Origin of the sequence: uncultured Limosilactobacillus sp. (assembly GCF_934202705.1) — a bacterium.
Lineage (GTDB): Bacteria > Bacillota > Bacilli > Lactobacillales > Lactobacillaceae > Limosilactobacillus.
In genome coordinates this window covers 60399-75236 of the sequence record NZ_CAKPYE010000009.1, presented here as the reverse complement: position 1 = coordinate 75236, position 14838 = coordinate 60399, and the positions used below count along the sequence as shown (strand labels likewise).

The 14838-nt window shown below is 41.7% G+C and carries 15 protein-coding genes and 1 riboswitch; of the genes, 8 read left to right on the top strand and 7 right to left on the bottom strand.

Annotated features, from left to right (window positions below; all coding sequences use genetic code 11):
• Positions 1–38: 38 nt before the first annotated feature.
• The 3 genes from Q0C76_RS06890 to Q0C76_RS06880 all read right to left on the bottom strand — a co-directional run bounded on the left by Q0C76_RS06890 (position 39) and on the right by Q0C76_RS06880 (position 3275).
• Positions 39–704, bottom strand: coding sequence for an NAD(P)H-dependent oxidoreductase (locus tag Q0C76_RS06890; RefSeq protein ID WP_295731349.1), 666 nt, complete (start codon positions 702–704; stop codon positions 39–41).
• 41 nt (positions 705–745) lie between these two features.
• Positions 746–2875 carry an LTA synthase family protein gene (locus tag Q0C76_RS06885; RefSeq protein ID WP_295731347.1) on the bottom strand — a complete coding sequence of 710 codons (2130 nt, stop codon included), beginning with the start codon at positions 2873–2875 and terminating at the stop codon, positions 746–748.
• Between the two features lie 139 nt (positions 2876–3014).
• Positions 3015–3275, bottom strand: coding sequence for a hypothetical protein (locus tag Q0C76_RS06880; protein ID WP_295731345.1), 261 nt, complete (start codon positions 3273–3275; stop codon positions 3015–3017).
• Between the two features lie 122 nt (positions 3276–3397).
• On the opposite strand from Q0C76_RS06880, the gene Q0C76_RS06875 reads away from it, so the two are divergent.
• Entirely contained in the window at positions 3398–4051 is a 654-nt protein-coding gene (locus Q0C76_RS06875; protein ID WP_295731343.1) for a histidine phosphatase family protein, read from the top strand.
• Positions 4052–4099: 48 nt separating this feature from the next.
• Here Q0C76_RS06875 and Q0C76_RS06870 read toward each other — a convergent pair whose 3' ends face one another.
• The 3 genes from Q0C76_RS06870 to Q0C76_RS06860 form a co-directional block, all read right to left on the bottom strand.
• Positions 4100–5536: a C69 family dipeptidase gene (locus Q0C76_RS06870; RefSeq protein WP_295731341.1), complete on the bottom strand. Its 1437-nt coding sequence runs from the start codon at positions 5534–5536 to the stop codon at positions 4100–4102.
• Positions 5537–5629: 93 nt separating this feature from the next.
• The gene (locus Q0C76_RS06865) at positions 5630–6943 is read right to left on the bottom strand and encodes a nucleobase:cation symporter-2 family protein (protein ID WP_295731339.1); all 1314 of its coding nucleotides are present in this window, start codon (positions 6941–6943) and stop codon (positions 5630–5632) included.
• Between the two features lie 48 nt (positions 6944–6991).
• Positions 6992–7089, bottom strand: a riboswitch (purine riboswitch).
• Between the two features lie 31 nt (positions 7090–7120).
• Entirely contained in the window at positions 7121–8041 is a 921-nt protein-coding gene (locus tag Q0C76_RS06860) for a magnesium transporter CorA family protein (RefSeq protein ID WP_295731337.1), read from the bottom strand.
• A gap of 83 nt (positions 8042–8124) precedes the next feature.
• Here Q0C76_RS06860 and Q0C76_RS06855 point away from each other — a divergent pair, with 83 nt between their 5' ends.
• The 4 genes from Q0C76_RS06855 to Q0C76_RS06840 are packed head-to-tail and all read left to right on the top strand — an operon-like array spanning position 8125 to position 10673.
• Positions 8125–9039: an RluA family pseudouridine synthase gene (locus Q0C76_RS06855; protein ID WP_295731335.1), complete on the top strand. Its 915-nt coding sequence runs from the start codon at positions 8125–8127 to the stop codon at positions 9037–9039.
• Positions 9040–9054: 15 nt separating this feature from the next.
• Positions 9055–9855 carry a TerC family protein gene (locus Q0C76_RS06850; RefSeq protein WP_295731333.1) on the top strand — a complete coding sequence of 267 codons (801 nt, stop codon included), beginning with the start codon at positions 9055–9057 and terminating at the stop codon, positions 9853–9855.
• Positions 9833–10165 carry a thioredoxin gene (trxA, locus tag Q0C76_RS06845; protein ID WP_295731331.1) on the top strand — a complete coding sequence of 111 codons (333 nt, stop codon included), beginning with the start codon at positions 9833–9835 and terminating at the stop codon, positions 10163–10165. The genes Q0C76_RS06850 and trxA overlap by 23 nt, the downstream gene beginning before the upstream one ends.
• Complete coding sequence (locus Q0C76_RS06840) at positions 10155–10673, top strand: GNAT family N-acetyltransferase (protein ID WP_295731330.1); 519 nt, start codon at positions 10155–10157, stop codon at positions 10671–10673. The genes trxA and Q0C76_RS06840 overlap by 11 nt, the downstream gene beginning before the upstream one ends.
• A 77-nt stretch (positions 10674–10750) precedes the next feature.
• Here Q0C76_RS06840 and Q0C76_RS06835 read toward each other — a convergent pair whose 3' ends face one another.
• Positions 10751–11704 (bottom strand): sugar-binding transcriptional regulator, encoded by a 954-nt coding sequence (locus Q0C76_RS06835; RefSeq protein ID WP_295731328.1) that lies wholly within the window; start codon positions 11702–11704, stop codon positions 10751–10753.
• A 137-nt stretch (positions 11705–11841) separates the two neighbouring features.
• Here Q0C76_RS06835 and deoC point away from each other — a divergent pair, with 137 nt between their 5' ends.
• The 3 genes from deoC to rbsK are packed head-to-tail and all read left to right on the top strand — an operon-like array spanning position 11842 to position 14494.
• Positions 11842–12495, top strand: coding sequence for a deoxyribose-phosphate aldolase (gene deoC, locus Q0C76_RS06830; protein WP_295731326.1), 654 nt, complete (start codon positions 11842–11844; stop codon positions 12493–12495).
• Between the two features lie 19 nt (positions 12496–12514).
• A complete protein-coding gene (locus Q0C76_RS06825) occupies positions 12515–13531 on the top strand; it encodes an aldose 1-epimerase family protein (RefSeq protein WP_295731324.1) in 1017 nt (338 codons plus the stop codon).
• A gap of 12 nt (positions 13532–13543) precedes the next feature.
• On the top strand, positions 13544–14494 hold the full coding sequence (rbsK, locus tag Q0C76_RS06820) for a ribokinase (RefSeq protein WP_295731323.1): 951 nt from the start codon (positions 13544–13546) through the stop codon (positions 14492–14494).
• The last annotated feature ends 344 nt before the right edge of the window (positions 14495–14838 follow it).

Sequence of the window (14838 nt, the reverse complement as noted above, 5' to 3'; positions counted from 1 at the left end):
TTTGGCGTTTAAATTACCAAACTGGTTTTTATTCTTTGTTAATTCAGTTCCTGGTAAATCGCTGATAGGGGCTGACGTACTTTTGGCGTAATGGGTTGATCACGATAGCCGAAACTAACCATTACTGCAACGCCCCAGTTTTTTGGATCCAAATAGTGCTTGGTTGCCATAAATTGATTCATTTGAGCGTAGTTAAAGCCCTCGATTGGGCATGAATCAATGTCTAAAGCAGCCGCGGCTGACATCATATTTGCCATCGGCAGATAGCATTGGCGCACTGCCCACTCAAAAACGTCGTGTTCCGATTGCAGATTTAAATCGCGTTCTTGGAATTCTTTGAAGTGTTGTGACACAGTTGATGTTGGTGAATATGGCTTATGTTTAACATCTTGAACGAGGTGTCGAATATATGGACTATCGTAAGTTACGTGTTTGTGGGCCAGAATAACGAGTAATTTATCTGCGCCTTCAATACTATTGAGGGCGCCCCAAGCAAACGGTTTAATTGCTTCACGATCTTTTGGGTTGTTGATTAAAACAAATTTCCATGGTTCATAACCAAATGAGCTCGGTGAAAGTCGCCCAACTTCCAAAATGGTTTGCCAATCGTCTGCTGGTATATGTTGATTAGGATCATATTTTTTGGTGGCATAACGACGATTGGCAATTTGAATCAGCCGTTGTTGAATTTCTGGTTTATCCATTTGTAATGTCCTCCTTAATCAAAATAATTTCCTGGGAAATATTAATTATTACCATCAGGATTAGTAATTTTGATTCGATTTGAATCAGTCCGGGAGTGGTTTTGTTCGGGAGCATTTGTGGTGTAATCACTAATAGTTGAATGATCGCCATTTTCACTATAAATACTGGTGGATTTATTGCCCTTCTTTTTCTCAATTGCTTTCGCTTTTTTGAGACCGTTGGAATAATTATAGTTCTTAGGATTAACTTTCTTAAAGCCCTTTGGTGTATAAAAGCGCAACAGGTTCTTTTCGTTGAGAGAATCTGAAAGGCTGAGTTCTTGATTAACAAACTTGGCCTGCTTTTTTAACCAATTGCGTTGGGTTTTTGTTAACTTGGCCTCTTTACCGGTTTTGTTGTCATAGATAGTACCGTTAACGCTGGAATAACGTGGAGTGACAAAATCATGATTGCGGAAAGCAACAGTTTGATTGTGCTTATTACTGAAGAGGTCAGTTCCAAACATAATGTAACGTTTGGAACTGATACCTAATAGGTGCAAGAGGGTTGGAAGTACATCAATTTCACCACCGTAAGTGTGAGCAATGCCACCGTGACCGCCAGACCCTGGGATTACAAACATCATTGGCACCCGTTGTAGTTGGGTATTATCAAAATTGGTCCATGAGTCGGCACTCTTGCCAAGGACACTCGCTAAGTTTTTATTTTCAGAATTAGAGATTCCATAGTGATCACCATAAATCATAATGACCGACTTTTTATCTAATCCGGTTTTTTGCAGATAACTGAAAAATTCTTGCAGTGATTGGTCTAAGTAATGGGCGGTTAAGAAATAGCCATCGACCGTTGAATCTCCTGTATTGGTTGTCTGAAAATTAGAATCTTTATCTTCATCGTCAAGGGTAAATGGAAAGTGATTGGAAACCGTGAGAAATTTTGTGTAGAAAGGCTGTTGCAAGGTTTGTAAGTATTTGATGGAGTTAGCAAAGAGCAATTTATCTTTTAAACCATACCCCATGGCCTTATCACCAGAAGTATCATAGTAGCTAGCATCAAAGAAATATTGAAAACCAAGGTTTTTGTAAACATTATTCCGGTTCCAGAAACTAGCAACATTCCCATGGAAAACAGCACTAGTGTAACCAGCCCGTTGGTTTAAAATTGCCGGTGCGGCTTCGAAAGTGTTGTCACTCCCTAATGTGGCAAAGAGTGAACCTTGAGGAAGACCAAATGTACTAGTTTCCAGCATATTTTCAGCATCTGAGGTCTTTCCTTGACCGACCTGATGGAAGAAGTTATCAAATGCGTAAGTATCGTTCCCGTGATAAAGCGAATTTAAAAATGGGGTCACTTCTTGACCGTTAATCTTTTTATCAATGAGAAATTGTTGGAAACTTTCCAGGTGAATAATAATGACATTCCGCCCTTTGGCAATGCCAAACATTTTGTCATTGGCTGGTGCAAAATGACGGTCAGTAAACTTTTTAACTTCCGTTAACTCAGACCGGGTGGCACTTTTCCGCATATTATCAATATGCTGTGACTTGACCAAATCGTAACCGGTGAAAGCATCAATTCCCAAATATTTGACAATGTAGGATCGATCAAAGGTTCGTCCCAGTAGTTGGGGACGATTAAACTCAGCCACCATCAAATTTAAGCTGAAGAACAGGATTGAGAGCGACGTAAAAGAAAAGGCGAGCCGGTTACTGATAGCGCGGGGGTCGAACTTAATCTTCCGAAAGAGCATTAGTAATAAAATGATGACAATGTCTGCCCAATATAAAAGGTCGTGGACATTTGTTAAGGCTAATGAGCTCCCACTCAGTCCTTGATTAACCTTTGAATATCCTGTCATTGTCGCAACGGTCATAAAATCAGTGAATTCTCGATAGTAAATGACGTTGAGGTAAAGCAGCAAGGTATTTAAAATATCGAGTCCCATTAAGACAGGATAAAAGAATCGGGAGCGCTTAAAGTAAAAGGCGAGACTAAACAGGAAAATTGTTGTTGCTAACGGGTTTAATAATAAGATGGCGTACTGGATTAAGCCAGACGCGCCCAATTTGAAATCTGTGAAGTACGCAATTAACGTCTTCAACCAAAAAAGGACGACCAGGAGGCCACAAAAGCCGATCCGGGTGTCCACAAGTTGACCTATCTTTTTCATTAGGTGATTTCCTCGCAGTTCCAGAATTTCTTGAATAAATTAAATCGGTATATTTACCATGAAGGCATTTAATTAAACGTCCTTTATTTTAACACATCCAAAATTGAAGTTTGGAACTCTGCAAAATTGTTGCACAATTTTAATCATCGATCCGCTCAGGTTCAATTAACCAATCGTAACGGAAAAGTTGATGAAGGGTTGTATTGACTGGGATCCAAACATGATTACGCCAAATATCGTGTAATGATGCTAAGAAGACTTGATCTTGTTGATGGTTTTGCGACAGTGGGATCCGGAGGATGCAGCCGTTTTCGGTTTGGACAGTCACACGAGTGTCAGATAATCCAATAATTTGTGCCGCCGCGACCGCAGTTTGCTGATTTGTTTGTCTCAATTTCATTGATATCATTCCCTTCATATTGTCGATAATAGCCATTGATTGTGAAGAAAGTATGGCCGATTTAGTAAGGGATTATTAAATCTGGTGGTAAAATGAAATCAATAAAGGAGGCTGAATTAACCATGAAACGAAATCTCTATTTAGTTCGGCACGGGCAAACTTACTACAATATTTATAATAAGCTACAGGGATGGAGTAACTCACCATTAACGGAAAAGGGGAAAGCAGATGCTCAGCAGGTAGCGGAACGGTTAAAAACGACGCACTTTGATGCTGCTTTTTGTTCTGACCTGCCACGAGCGGAAGAAACTTGCCAAACGATCTTGGATCTGAATACGGCTAATTCTGTTCAGTCCCCAACAGTGTCCCCATTCTTCCGTGAGGAATTCTATGGCGTGTTTGAAGGAACTAATATGGATCAAGCCTGGTATTTGGCGGGAGCACCTCATGGACTGAAGACTTTTAAAGAAATTGTGACTAAACATTCGATTGGAACTGCCAAGGATTGGCTCCATGAAGCAGATCCGTTTCATCATGCCGAGAATAATGAGCAATATTGGAAGCGATTGAATCAGGGAATTGAACTGATTCGGTCTGCAGACCTCCCTGATGATGCTAACGTCTTATGGGTCAGCCATGGGAATACATGTCTGAGCCTTATTGAGCGTTATGGTCAAGGATGCTTTGACGTTACAAAAAGACCGGCTAATGGAAGCCTTTCAAAACTCGTGATGACGGATGATGATCTTCAAGTTGCGTTCTACAATGAAAAATAAAAACTGCTCATTCTTTGAGCAGTTTTTATTTTGGGTTAGTTTTAAATGTTAAAGGCCATCGCCGAGGTTAAAGGCAATCTTTGACGAAAGTAACGTTTGATGGATCAGACTATCAATGAGGTCGGTTGTTGCTTCGGTAACGTGATCGGCAGTCTTGATGCTTTCATTAGTTAAGAATTCCTGTAATTGGTTACCAGAAAGCTTTCGTGCCTGTGCATCAACTTCGTCCAATCTACCAACAACGTAACTTTGTGCAGCATCACGATAAGCATTCACTTCATTGATGAATTGGTGATACTTTGGCTCGATGATGACAGGAAGTAACTTGTACATCCAGTAAGCACTATCCATGTTGAACTTATCTGGAGCGAACTTGTAATTAGCTGGTGTGTCAACGATGTTGGCATAGAACGGTACATATGGGCTGTAACAGTAGAAGCCAAACGCAATCCATTGGATGCCAGCCAGATTGTCAGGAACATCATTTCTCAGCTGCAAGATGCAAGAGCTTTGGTTCCGATCTAATGCAATTGAACGGAATTTTTGCTGGTCTGCTTCACTGCCAGATGAGTGAGTCCCAAATGGATCATATTGAGTGCCATTGTAGTGAGAACTAAGGAAGGCTTGAACGTCTTCAATTGCGATCTTCTTTTCTGGTTGCCGACAGAATGGCATATTTTGGCTAGTTGGTTCTTGTTCAACACTTGGGTTAAACATTTTTTGTCCATACCAAGTCCGTGGAGTGTTGTAGTAACTATCCGCCTCGTTTTGCGAACCAAAAATATTACGGAAGTTAAAATTGAGCGGGTTAGGATTTAAGTGATACTTATCAACAAAATCACGGATACCAGGAGCATACATGAAGTTATCTTGGTCATCAAATTCAATCTCTTCAATGACCATGATATTTGGACAAATGGCATAAGCATCATCAGGCAAGCGTTGGGCAACCCATTGATGACCACCAGCAGTTTCCATATACCAAACTTCATTTTGATCGCTAAACGCAATTCCGTTAGTTTCAGCGGTCCCATATTTTTCAATCAAGCTTCCTAGACGCTGAACCCCTTCACGGGCACTATTAACGAACGGCAATACAAGGGTCACCATTGCATCTTCAGCAATCCCGCTTTTAACCAGGGGATCATGGCCGAGAACGCGCGGATTAGTTAATTCGGTTTCGGTGGCTGACATTGCAACATTCTTTTCGTTAATCCCCGCTTCAAACCAGTCACCTTCGCTGGGGTTACCATTAGGGGTCGCAGTATACCGGTAACCATGTTCTTTAAGAGGGACTTTTAGTCCGGTGTATTTAGATTCATAAGTGAGATCATAATCTTGGGAGGGGACAACAACAAACTTCTTAGTGTTAATTGCGGTATGTGCATCTTCATCCCGTGCAATAATTGTTGAACCGTCAATAGTGGCTTTCTTGCCGACAATGATTGCCGTACAATCTGAGCTGAGTCGATTAAATTTGTCCATTATAAAACACTCCTTTAGTTAGATCTGTTCATTAAACCATTATACGCTGTTCAGCGAGACTGGTCTAATGAAAATTTGGAGTGTTAATCAATATTAATCTTTGGTTGACCGTTTAAATTCGTCAAAGTTCAGGATGAGGTTTAAGATGACGGCGGCAAGGCTCCCCATTACTACGCCATTGCCGAGAATAATTTGTAGTTCAGTATTTAAATGCTGAAAAATTTGTGGGTAAACGGTAACGCCAAGGCCAAGACCAATTGAAAGGGAAGCAACCATTAAATTGCTATTTTTGGTAAAGTCGACTTGATGTAAAATTTGCATTCCTTGGATCCCAACCATGCCAAACATGACCACCATGGCGCCACCCAGGACCGGATCTGGAATCATTGTTGCTAAAGCACCAGCTTTTGGTAATAGTCCCAGAATGAGCAATAGAACAGCCGCATAGTATACCGGCCGTCGTGATCGGACACCAGACATTTTTAAGACGCCGACGTTTTGCGAAAAAGTTGAATAAGGGAAGGTATTAAACAGGCCGCCAAGAATCGCAGCGATTCCCTCAGCACGATAACCGCGTTTCATATCATTTTTGGTAATCTCTTGATGAGTAGCTTCAGCAAGGGCAAAGTAGACTCCTGTCGATTCGATCATTGTCGTTAGAGCGACGAGCATCATCGTAATGATGGCGCCGGAATTAAATGTTGGCACGCCAAAATAGAAGAAACGTGGTAAGTGGAACCAGGCGGCACTGGTAACCGGTTTGGCGGAGACCATTCCCCAAGCTGCTGCCGCGAAGGAACCAATTAAAATCCCTAACAGAATAGCAATGGACTTAATGAACCCTTTGCCGAAACGATTAATCAGGACGATCACAATAATGGTCAAAAAGCCAATGATGAGGTCTTGGGGACTACCGAATGATTTGGCAGTGGGGGTTCCGCCACCTAAATTTTGAAAACCGACGGGAACCAGGGTGAAGCCAATAACGGTAATTAATGAACCAGTCACAACTGGCGGAAATAACTTCTTCATTCGCGCGAAGAAGCCAGCAATTAGAAAAATAAAAATTCCAGCACAAATAATGGCACCATACATATAAGTAATGCCCATTTTGCTACCAATCGACTCTAGTGGTGCGACTGATTGAACCGCACAGCCTAACACAACCGGCAAGCCAATTCCCATGAGCGGAGTGCGATGGAGTTGCAACAACGTTGCTACCCCACACATAAAGATGTCGATGGACACTAAATAAGTCATTTGAGTAGGAGTAAAATGCAAAAAATTACCAATTAATAGCGGAACTAATACGTCGCCGGAATACATCGCTAAGAGGTGTTGAAAACCGAGTAGCAGGTTTTTGCCAAAGTTAGCGGTGGGTGCTGATTGTAACGGTTGTTGTGCCAAGATAATCCTCCCTTAATAAAAAAACGGGTCCACGATTGTGGCGGACCCGTTACTTTCAACAGTGCTTATAGTCTCATATTTACGGCATGAGGTAGAAACGTCCGACCATATTACGGAAATATATAGGCAATCTTTAATTGTTAGCATTTTAGCACGTTTGTCGAACAATCACAATGGCTATTTCCACCAATGGCGGTTAAAAACGAACCAAATGGAAAGTGCCATTAAGATTAGCGTGATAATAATGGTGATTTGCCATGCAAAGTCGTTCTGCGCAAATGGTAGGGTTTTAACATTTTCCCCATAGAATCCAGAAACAATCGGGGGAATTGCTAGTACGATCGAATAAACAGTTAAAAATTTCATTGTTTGGTTTAGATTACTGTCCAAAACCTTACTATAAGCATCAGACACGCGAGCGGACACGTCTGACGTCATTTGAGCCATCTCCAAACCTTGTTGGGCTTCAACAATGACGTCATCGAGGTCATTATTTTGCTTGCGGGTCATTAAATGATGGAAGCGACGCTTGAATTCTTGTAAGAGAGAAACGTTGCCTTGAAGTGAGGTCAGAATGTAAACTAAGCCGGTTTCAATTTCCATGAATTCGGTAATGGCTTTACGCTCAGTATGTTTTTGCAAGTTTCGCTGAATTTCTCGTCGTTGCTGATCAGCCCGTCGAATTGGGCCAAAGTAGGCAGTAGAAAGTTGATATAGAATTGGTAGGATGAAGTCAAATTGATCCGTTTGACGATCTCGTTGTTGCAATTTATCCATTTGTCGGGCAATAATGCCGTTCACAAAATTGGTTTGGGCGTTGGTAAAAGTCAAAACATTATTAGTAGTGAGCATGATCCCAACTGGAGCGGTTTGTGGTGCGGAGATGGCGTGAGTTGGAACGTAAACATCGAAAATTAGTAAGGTAACCCCAGCATCAGGGTCGACTTCTACCCGGGCTTTTTCGTAAGGGTCAATTGCATAATCCAGTAATTCCTGGGTCACTTCATACTTATCAAACAGTTCTTCGCGTTCATTCGGGAGCGGTTCAAAAACACTGACCCAGTATCCATGATCATTAATTTTAACTGAACTAAGCACAATTTCACCTCGGAATTTAATCATTTAAAACTTATTATACGCTATTATAATATCAGTATTGAAGGAGAAATGAGGAGAATCTTTTGGCAAAACCACGATGGATTATTAATGAACAGTTGAGTCAGAATCAAAAACGGCTGACAGTTCGGCAATTATTACAGCAGCAGTGGTATCTACCAAGCCGCTTCATTCATTACTTACGCGTCCGAAAACAGGTGCTGGTGAATGGCAGCTATCGGAATATGAATGAGCTGGTAACGCCGGGTGATCAGGTTACATTGAATTTTTACGGTAATGAATTTCGTACGCCATCGTCTAACTATTTACCAACTGCGCAAGCGCATTTAGCGATTTTGTTTGAAAATCGCGACTTACTGGTGGTTAACAAACCAGCCGGACAAAAGACGCACCCTAACCAGCCATTTGAAACTGGTACTTTAATGAATGATGTTGCTGGTTATTTAAAGGATGGCCCGAATGCTGCCTACATGGTGCATCGGATTGACCAGGCCACTAGTGGCGCGGTGATTGTGGCCAAAAATCCAGTGGTCGTGCCAATCTTGGATCGTTATATCGCAGAAGGACGCATTCATCGTCGCTATTTAGCTGTAGTCACCGGTAATTTTGCTCAATCAATGGGTCAATTCACGTGGCCGATTGGTTTTGACTCGAGGGATCGGCGAAAACGGCAGGTGGATGGCGTGGCGGCCAAACCGGCGATCACTAACTACCAAGTGTTACGAACGGTCGGTAATTTAAGTTTAGTGCGGTTGCAATTACAAACTGGGCGTACCCATCAAATTCGGGTTCACTTAGCATATAGCGGTCATCCGATTGTGGGTGACCCACTATACGGGGGCCAAACTAATTCGCGGATGCTCCTGCATGGAGCAAACCAACAGTTGGTGATGCCATTTAAGGGAACTTTAAAAGAAATTTCTGCACCGGTTCCTAACTATTTTCCTGATGCTCTGGTAAAATATGAGCAGAAAGAATGATAAGGGGGATATTAATTGTCACTTTTAGGAGAACTCTATGGCCCGTTTTTTGATGGTCATAACTGGTTAACCGTTATTGAGTCCGGTCAGGACTGGTTAGTTATTTTATCGCTAGTATTAATTGAATGCTTATTATCCGTTGATAATGCCATTGTTTTGGCCGCACAGACGAGAGTTCTACCAACGCTAAAAGAACAAGAAGAATCGCTATTTTATGGAATCTGGGGTTCTTATTTATTCCGTTTTTTGATTATTGGAATTGGGACTTTCCTGATTAACTTTTGGGAAATTAAAGTAATTGGTGCAGTTTATTTAATGTACCTTTCATTCCGTTTCTTCAGAAACCAATTAACGGGTCAACGCCGTCAACGGCAAAGTAAAAGCCGGGTAACCGGATTGACAGGACGAAAACGGTTTTGGGCAGTGGTTGCACAAATCGAATTTATTGATATCGTCTTTTCCATTGACTCTGTCTTGGCTTCACTAGCGGTTTCGTCTAACCCCGTGATTGTGTTAATTGGTGGTTTTATTGGAATTGCCTGTATGCGGGGCGTGGCAGAAGTGATTATGCGCTTGATGCGCAAGATTCCGGAGCTGGAACCAATGGCGTATGTCTTGATCTTTTTGATTGCCATTAAACTCTTCTTAACTATCCCGATGATTGATATTGAGATTCCATCTGGTCAATTTGGAATCTTTATTGTGGGGGTGTTTGTGGCAACCTTTATTGTTCACTTTATTCGTAATCCAAAGGGGAAGGGTAACCAACCAGAGATGAAGGAGGATAACCAGCGTGATCGAAGCAAGAGCAGATAATTTTGATCAACTCACAACCGGTAAGTTAACGGTGGTTGATTTTTGGGCACCATGGTGCGGACCATGTAAAATGATGGCACCAGTGCTGGAACAAATGGCGGCCAAATATGGTGATCAAATTAAATTTGTTAAATTTAATATTGATGAAAATAAAGAAATTCCGCAACGATACAAGGTATTAAGCATTCCCAGCCTAGTGCTTTTTCGAGATGGTCAAGCCAAAGAAAAGGTAACGGGTTTTTACAATGCCACTCAGTTAAGCCATTACTTTGAACGAAAATTAAGCGAGCGTGATGATAATGAAAGTTAGTTATTTACGGCCAGCCCAAGTTAATGATATTGATGCAATTATGCCCATTATTGAATCAGCACGAGCTTTGTTAAAAGCAGAAGGCAGCACGCAGTGGCAAAGCGGTGATCCAGATCGTCGACTAATTGGTCAAGATATTGAACAACATGTGGGTGAAGTCCTGATTGTTGATCAGCAAGTGGCCGGCTACGCGGCATTAGTACGGTCAGCGGAGCCAACGTATGCAAAGATTTATTCGGGTCATTGGGCTAGTAATGATCCTTATACGACGATTCATCGAGTAGCCATTGCGCAAGAGTTTCGCGGTCAGCATCTCGCTACCCAGCTGTTTGCAGAATTAATTACCAGTAGTCTACAGCTGGGCTTTTCAAATATTCGTTTTGACACGTTTCGGTTAAATGAACGTTTACAATATTTGGCAAAAAAGTTTGGCTTTGTGCAACGCGGTCAAATCAAAGTTAGTGACCCATTAGATCCCTGGCGATTGGCATATGAGTTGAATCTTTAACAAATCTCCCAAGAGTGAATGAGTCTTGTTGGTTAAGACGATAATCAGCTAATTACTATTCACATCATTGGGAGATTTTACATTTTTACTAATTGTTGAGCATTATTCAGGTCAGTAATTAAGACGTTTGCATATCCGCCAATCAAGGCTGCATGAATGGCGGGGAGCTTTTCGATACCGCCAGCGACGAGAATTGATTGTCGCTTATGTTTTAATGCTGATAATGGTAGCGAAACAGTCCGTTGGGCAATTTCTGGCGCAGCCAGCTGGCCACTTTTAGTAATAAATTGGGAAAGAACATCCCCCACAGCATGAGTTTCTAAAAAGTGAATCTGCTCATTAGTAAAGTAGCCAAGCTGAAACAGCATCGCTTCCGGTCGCGTTGTACCAACAGTAAACAGAGCAATTTGAGCCGCTTCTCCCTGTTTGATAATTCGTTTGATGAACTGATCTTGCAGCACTAAATCGCGTGTCTTTTGATTATCGAAGATCACCGGGACTGGCAAAGTCTCGGTTTGTGTGTGAAATGATGCATTGAACTGCTGGGTAATGATACTTGAATAGTTATTCCGAGAGGAGTTAGAAACGGTTCCTTTAAGATAAACCGTCTGAACATTTTTTTTCTGATTTGGCTGGAGGTGTTGTGCAATGGCAGCCATGGTTGTTCCCCAAGTGAGACCAATCGTATCATTGTCTTGAACCACAGAATTAAGGTAATCGGCAGCCAGGATTCCTAGTTGGTCGAGAATGCTTTGATAAGAGTCGCCCACCTGATCCGCAATGAGGACTTTTTTTAACCGGTATTTTTGAATGAGTTTTTGAGGGATACTGGCAGCTTGTTCAAATGGATTATTAATCGTGATCTGAACAATATTTTGATCTTGTGCCAGTTGTAATAATCGAGAAACTGTTGGCCGTGACAGCTTTAATTTTTGTGCAATTGCAGTTTGACTGATTTTATCAATGTAATATAAACGACTTACCATTATAGCCGCCTTTAATTGGGCGGCGCTTTTTTTGGTCAGGGCCATTAATGTCACCTCCGTTAATTTGAAAGCGCTTTACTATTTTTCATTTTAGCTATTTACAAATGTAAAAGCAAGGGTTATTATGAAAGCGTATTCAAAAAGAAAGCGCAATCAAATGATTGCTGAGGAGGAAATTAGTTATGGAATTTAACAAGTACATTGATCACACATTATTAGCACCGGACGCAACTGAAGAACAAGTTGATACAGTCATTAAGCAAGCAATCGACAATCATTTTCACACCGTCATGATTAACCCTTATTGGGTTGCTAAAACCCATAAGGCACTTGCTGGAACGAATGTTAAAACAGCCTGTGTGATCGGCTTTCCTCTCGGTGCCAACACCACCAAGATTAAGGTGGCAGAAGCGCAAGATGCCATTGACAATGGGGTTGACGAGTTAGACATGGTCATGAACATTGGTGAAATGAAGTCTGGCCACTACGACAAGGTGGAAGAAGATATTCAAGCCGTGGTTGATGCTGGTCATGCAGCTAACAAGGTGGTTAAGGTAATTATTGAAACTTGCCTTTTAACTGATGATGAAATCACTAAGGCTTCAGAAATTGTTGCTAAGACCGGGGCTGATTTTGTTAAGACTTCCACTGGTTTCTCCACTGAAGGGGCAACAGTTCATGCTGTTAAATTGATGTCAGCCGCTGTTAAGGGAAGCAACACAGCGGTAAAGGCTTCTGGTGGAATCCACAGCGCTGAAGAAGCACAAGCAATGATCGACGCGGGGGCTACGCGTCTTGGTGTTAGTCATAGTATGGCAATCATTGGCAAAGAATAGTTAATTGAAGGTGAAAATAATGAAACGATTTAACTTAAATCATGCAATGTTTTCAGATGCAAAATATCTGCTCTATGAAGATGATAATTTTAAGGCCGAAACATATAAGTTTCCTGATGGCATTGAAGCATTAAAAGTTTCCAACAGTCGTGGATACCTAACGTTATTACCTTTTTATGGATTAATTGTTTGGGATGCGGTCTTTGATGGCATTAACCTCAAGGAAAAGGATGGTTTCAAGCAACCACACTGGGGTAAGCAAATTGCTGATACTTATGGAGCCTTTGAATTTACCTCTGGATTATTAGCTAATGGTAACCCTGGCCCAGAAGACCATCATGTTCAACACGGTGAAGCAGCTACTGCACGAATGGATCATGCTTACCTCGAAATCGGTGATGACACGATTACTGTGCAAAGTGATTATGAATACATCAAGGGCTTTGGTGATCATTACATCGAAAAACCATCAGTGACAATACACAAGGACAGTGGATTGTTTGACATTCGTCAACACGTTAAGAACCTTTCCGGTTGTGCACCAATGACGTTGCAATACATGTGTCACCTCTGTTATGCCTACGTTGACAATGCAGTAATGACTTCAAACATTCCTGATGAAGCTTTCCAATTACGGACTTCTGTTCCTGATCACGTTCACCCAACTCCAGAATGGACCAAGTTTACTGATGAATTGGAAAAGAGTGGCAAGATGATTGACAAGCTGGATGATGCTAGTCACTATGATCCAGAAATTGTCTTCTTCTCCAAAGATTTACGGAAGTATACCGACAAAGCAGAATTCCGGATGGACTTAGGCAATGGACACAGCTTCTTGACTACTTATGAAACAGCAAATCTACCAATCGTCACGCGGTGGATTCTCTATAATGCAGATCAACAAGTTGCCGCCTACTGTCTTCCAGGAACTTGTACCCCAGAAGGGCAGACTGCAGCTAAGAAGGCCGGAACATTAATTATGCTCCAACCAGGTGAAGAAAAGGACTTCCACGTAGTAACTGGACTTGAAAAATAGGAGGCGTTGAAGATGACTCACGACATTACAGTAATTGGTTCCAACATGATGGAACTTTCAACAGATATTGATCGGATGCCAAAACTCGGTGAAACTGTTGCTGCACCAAATTTTCATATGGCATTCGGCGGCAAGGGAGCAAACCAAGCTTACGCGGCCTCACAGTTGGGATCCAATGTGGCAATGATTTCCAAAGTTGGTTCTGATATGCTAGGTCGTGAGTATCTCAAGCATTTTAAAGAAAGCGGCATTGATGTTGCTGGCGTTAGTGTGGGCAAGAAGAGCAATGGTGTGGCACCATGCTTTATTCAAGGAAATATGAACAGCATTATTATTGTGCAAGGTGCAAATAGTGAATTGACGCCTGAGGTTCTTGAAGATTACCGTGATATTATCAAGAATTCTAAGCTGATTGTTTTACAACAAGAAATTTCTCTGGAAACGGATTATCGCGCAATTGAAATGGCGCATGAATATGGTGTACCGGTGATGCTCAACCCAGCCCCTGCTAATGATCATATTGATATTCAGCATGTGGCAATGTGTGAATTCTATTCACCAAATGAGACTGAACTAGGTCGGTTAACGAAGATGCCAATTGAGACCCTCGATCAAATTAAAGCGGCGGCTCATAAATTAGTTGAACTTGGCGTGAAAAACGTGATTGTGACGATTGGTTCTCGTGGCGCTCTGTGGGTAAATCAGGATCATGAAGAATTAATCCCATCCTATCATGTGGATGCGGTTGATTCGATTGGTGCCGGTGATTCATTTGTTGGAGCGTTTTCCCACTACTACACCCAAGGCGAAGATATCAGTACGGCTTTACGACATGCCAATGCATATGCGGCCGTAACTGTTACCAGAACTGGTAGTCAAACTTCCTACCCAACGGCACAGGAATTACCGGCCTTACAACGGAAACTTGGCATTGATGTGACTGAGGAATTAGCTGAGGCGTAAAGCTTGGCTCCAAGATGATGACATCATTTTAGTTTTCTAGTTACGGATAACGCGGTTAATAAATCGGTTCCAGTGTTCGGCAACGCCGAGCACTGGAACTTTATTTATAAAAACAGCGGGCAGTCCAAAGTGGCCTTGGAAACTATTGGTGTGGATTTTCACAAGCAAACCGATTTCAAACAATTGAAGTTAGACAACCATGGCTTGATTGCTGGTAAGCCTTAAAATAAAAAATCTAAAAAAATTCAAGGAATGTGAAATGGCGAGCGTATACGTTTTCATAGAGTTTTCATAGTTAAAACGTTAAACTAGTTGTTAGAATGCGCTTGCAAACGATTTCTTGA

What these genes read in the sequence shown, in the direction of transcription:
- Q0C76_RS06875 (WP_295731343.1), top strand. Translation starts at nt 3,398, where the DNA reads ATGAAACGAAATCTCTATTTAGTTCGGCACGGGCAAACTTACTACAAT.
- Q0C76_RS06890 (WP_295731349.1), bottom strand. Translation starts at nt 704, where the DNA reads ATGGATAAACCAGAAATTCAACAACGGCTGATTCAAATTGCCAATCGT.
- Q0C76_RS06835 (WP_295731328.1), bottom strand. Translation starts at nt 11,704, where the DNA reads ATGGCCCTGACCAAAAAAAGCGCCGCCCAATTAAAGGCGGCTATAATG.
- Q0C76_RS06870 (WP_295731341.1), bottom strand. Translation starts at nt 5,536, where the DNA reads ATGGACAAATTTAATCGACTCAGCTCAGATTGTACGGCAATCATTGTC.
- deoC (WP_295731326.1), top strand. Translation starts at nt 11,842, where the DNA reads ATGGAATTTAACAAGTACATTGATCACACATTATTAGCACCGGACGCA.
- Q0C76_RS06825 (WP_295731324.1), top strand. Translation starts at nt 12,515, where the DNA reads ATGAAACGATTTAACTTAAATCATGCAATGTTTTCAGATGCAAAATAT.
- Q0C76_RS06840 (WP_295731330.1), top strand. Translation starts at nt 10,155, where the DNA reads ATGAAAGTTAGTTATTTACGGCCAGCCCAAGTTAATGATATTGATGCA.
- Q0C76_RS06880 (WP_295731345.1), bottom strand. Translation starts at nt 3,275, where the DNA reads ATGAAATTGAGACAAACAAATCAGCAAACTGCGGTCGCGGCGGCACAA.
- rbsK (WP_295731323.1), top strand. Translation starts at nt 13,544, where the DNA reads ATGACTCACGACATTACAGTAATTGGTTCCAACATGATGGAACTTTCA.
- Q0C76_RS06885 (WP_295731347.1), bottom strand. Translation starts at nt 2,875, where the DNA reads ATGAAAAAGATAGGTCAACTTGTGGACACCCGGATCGGCTTTTGTGGC.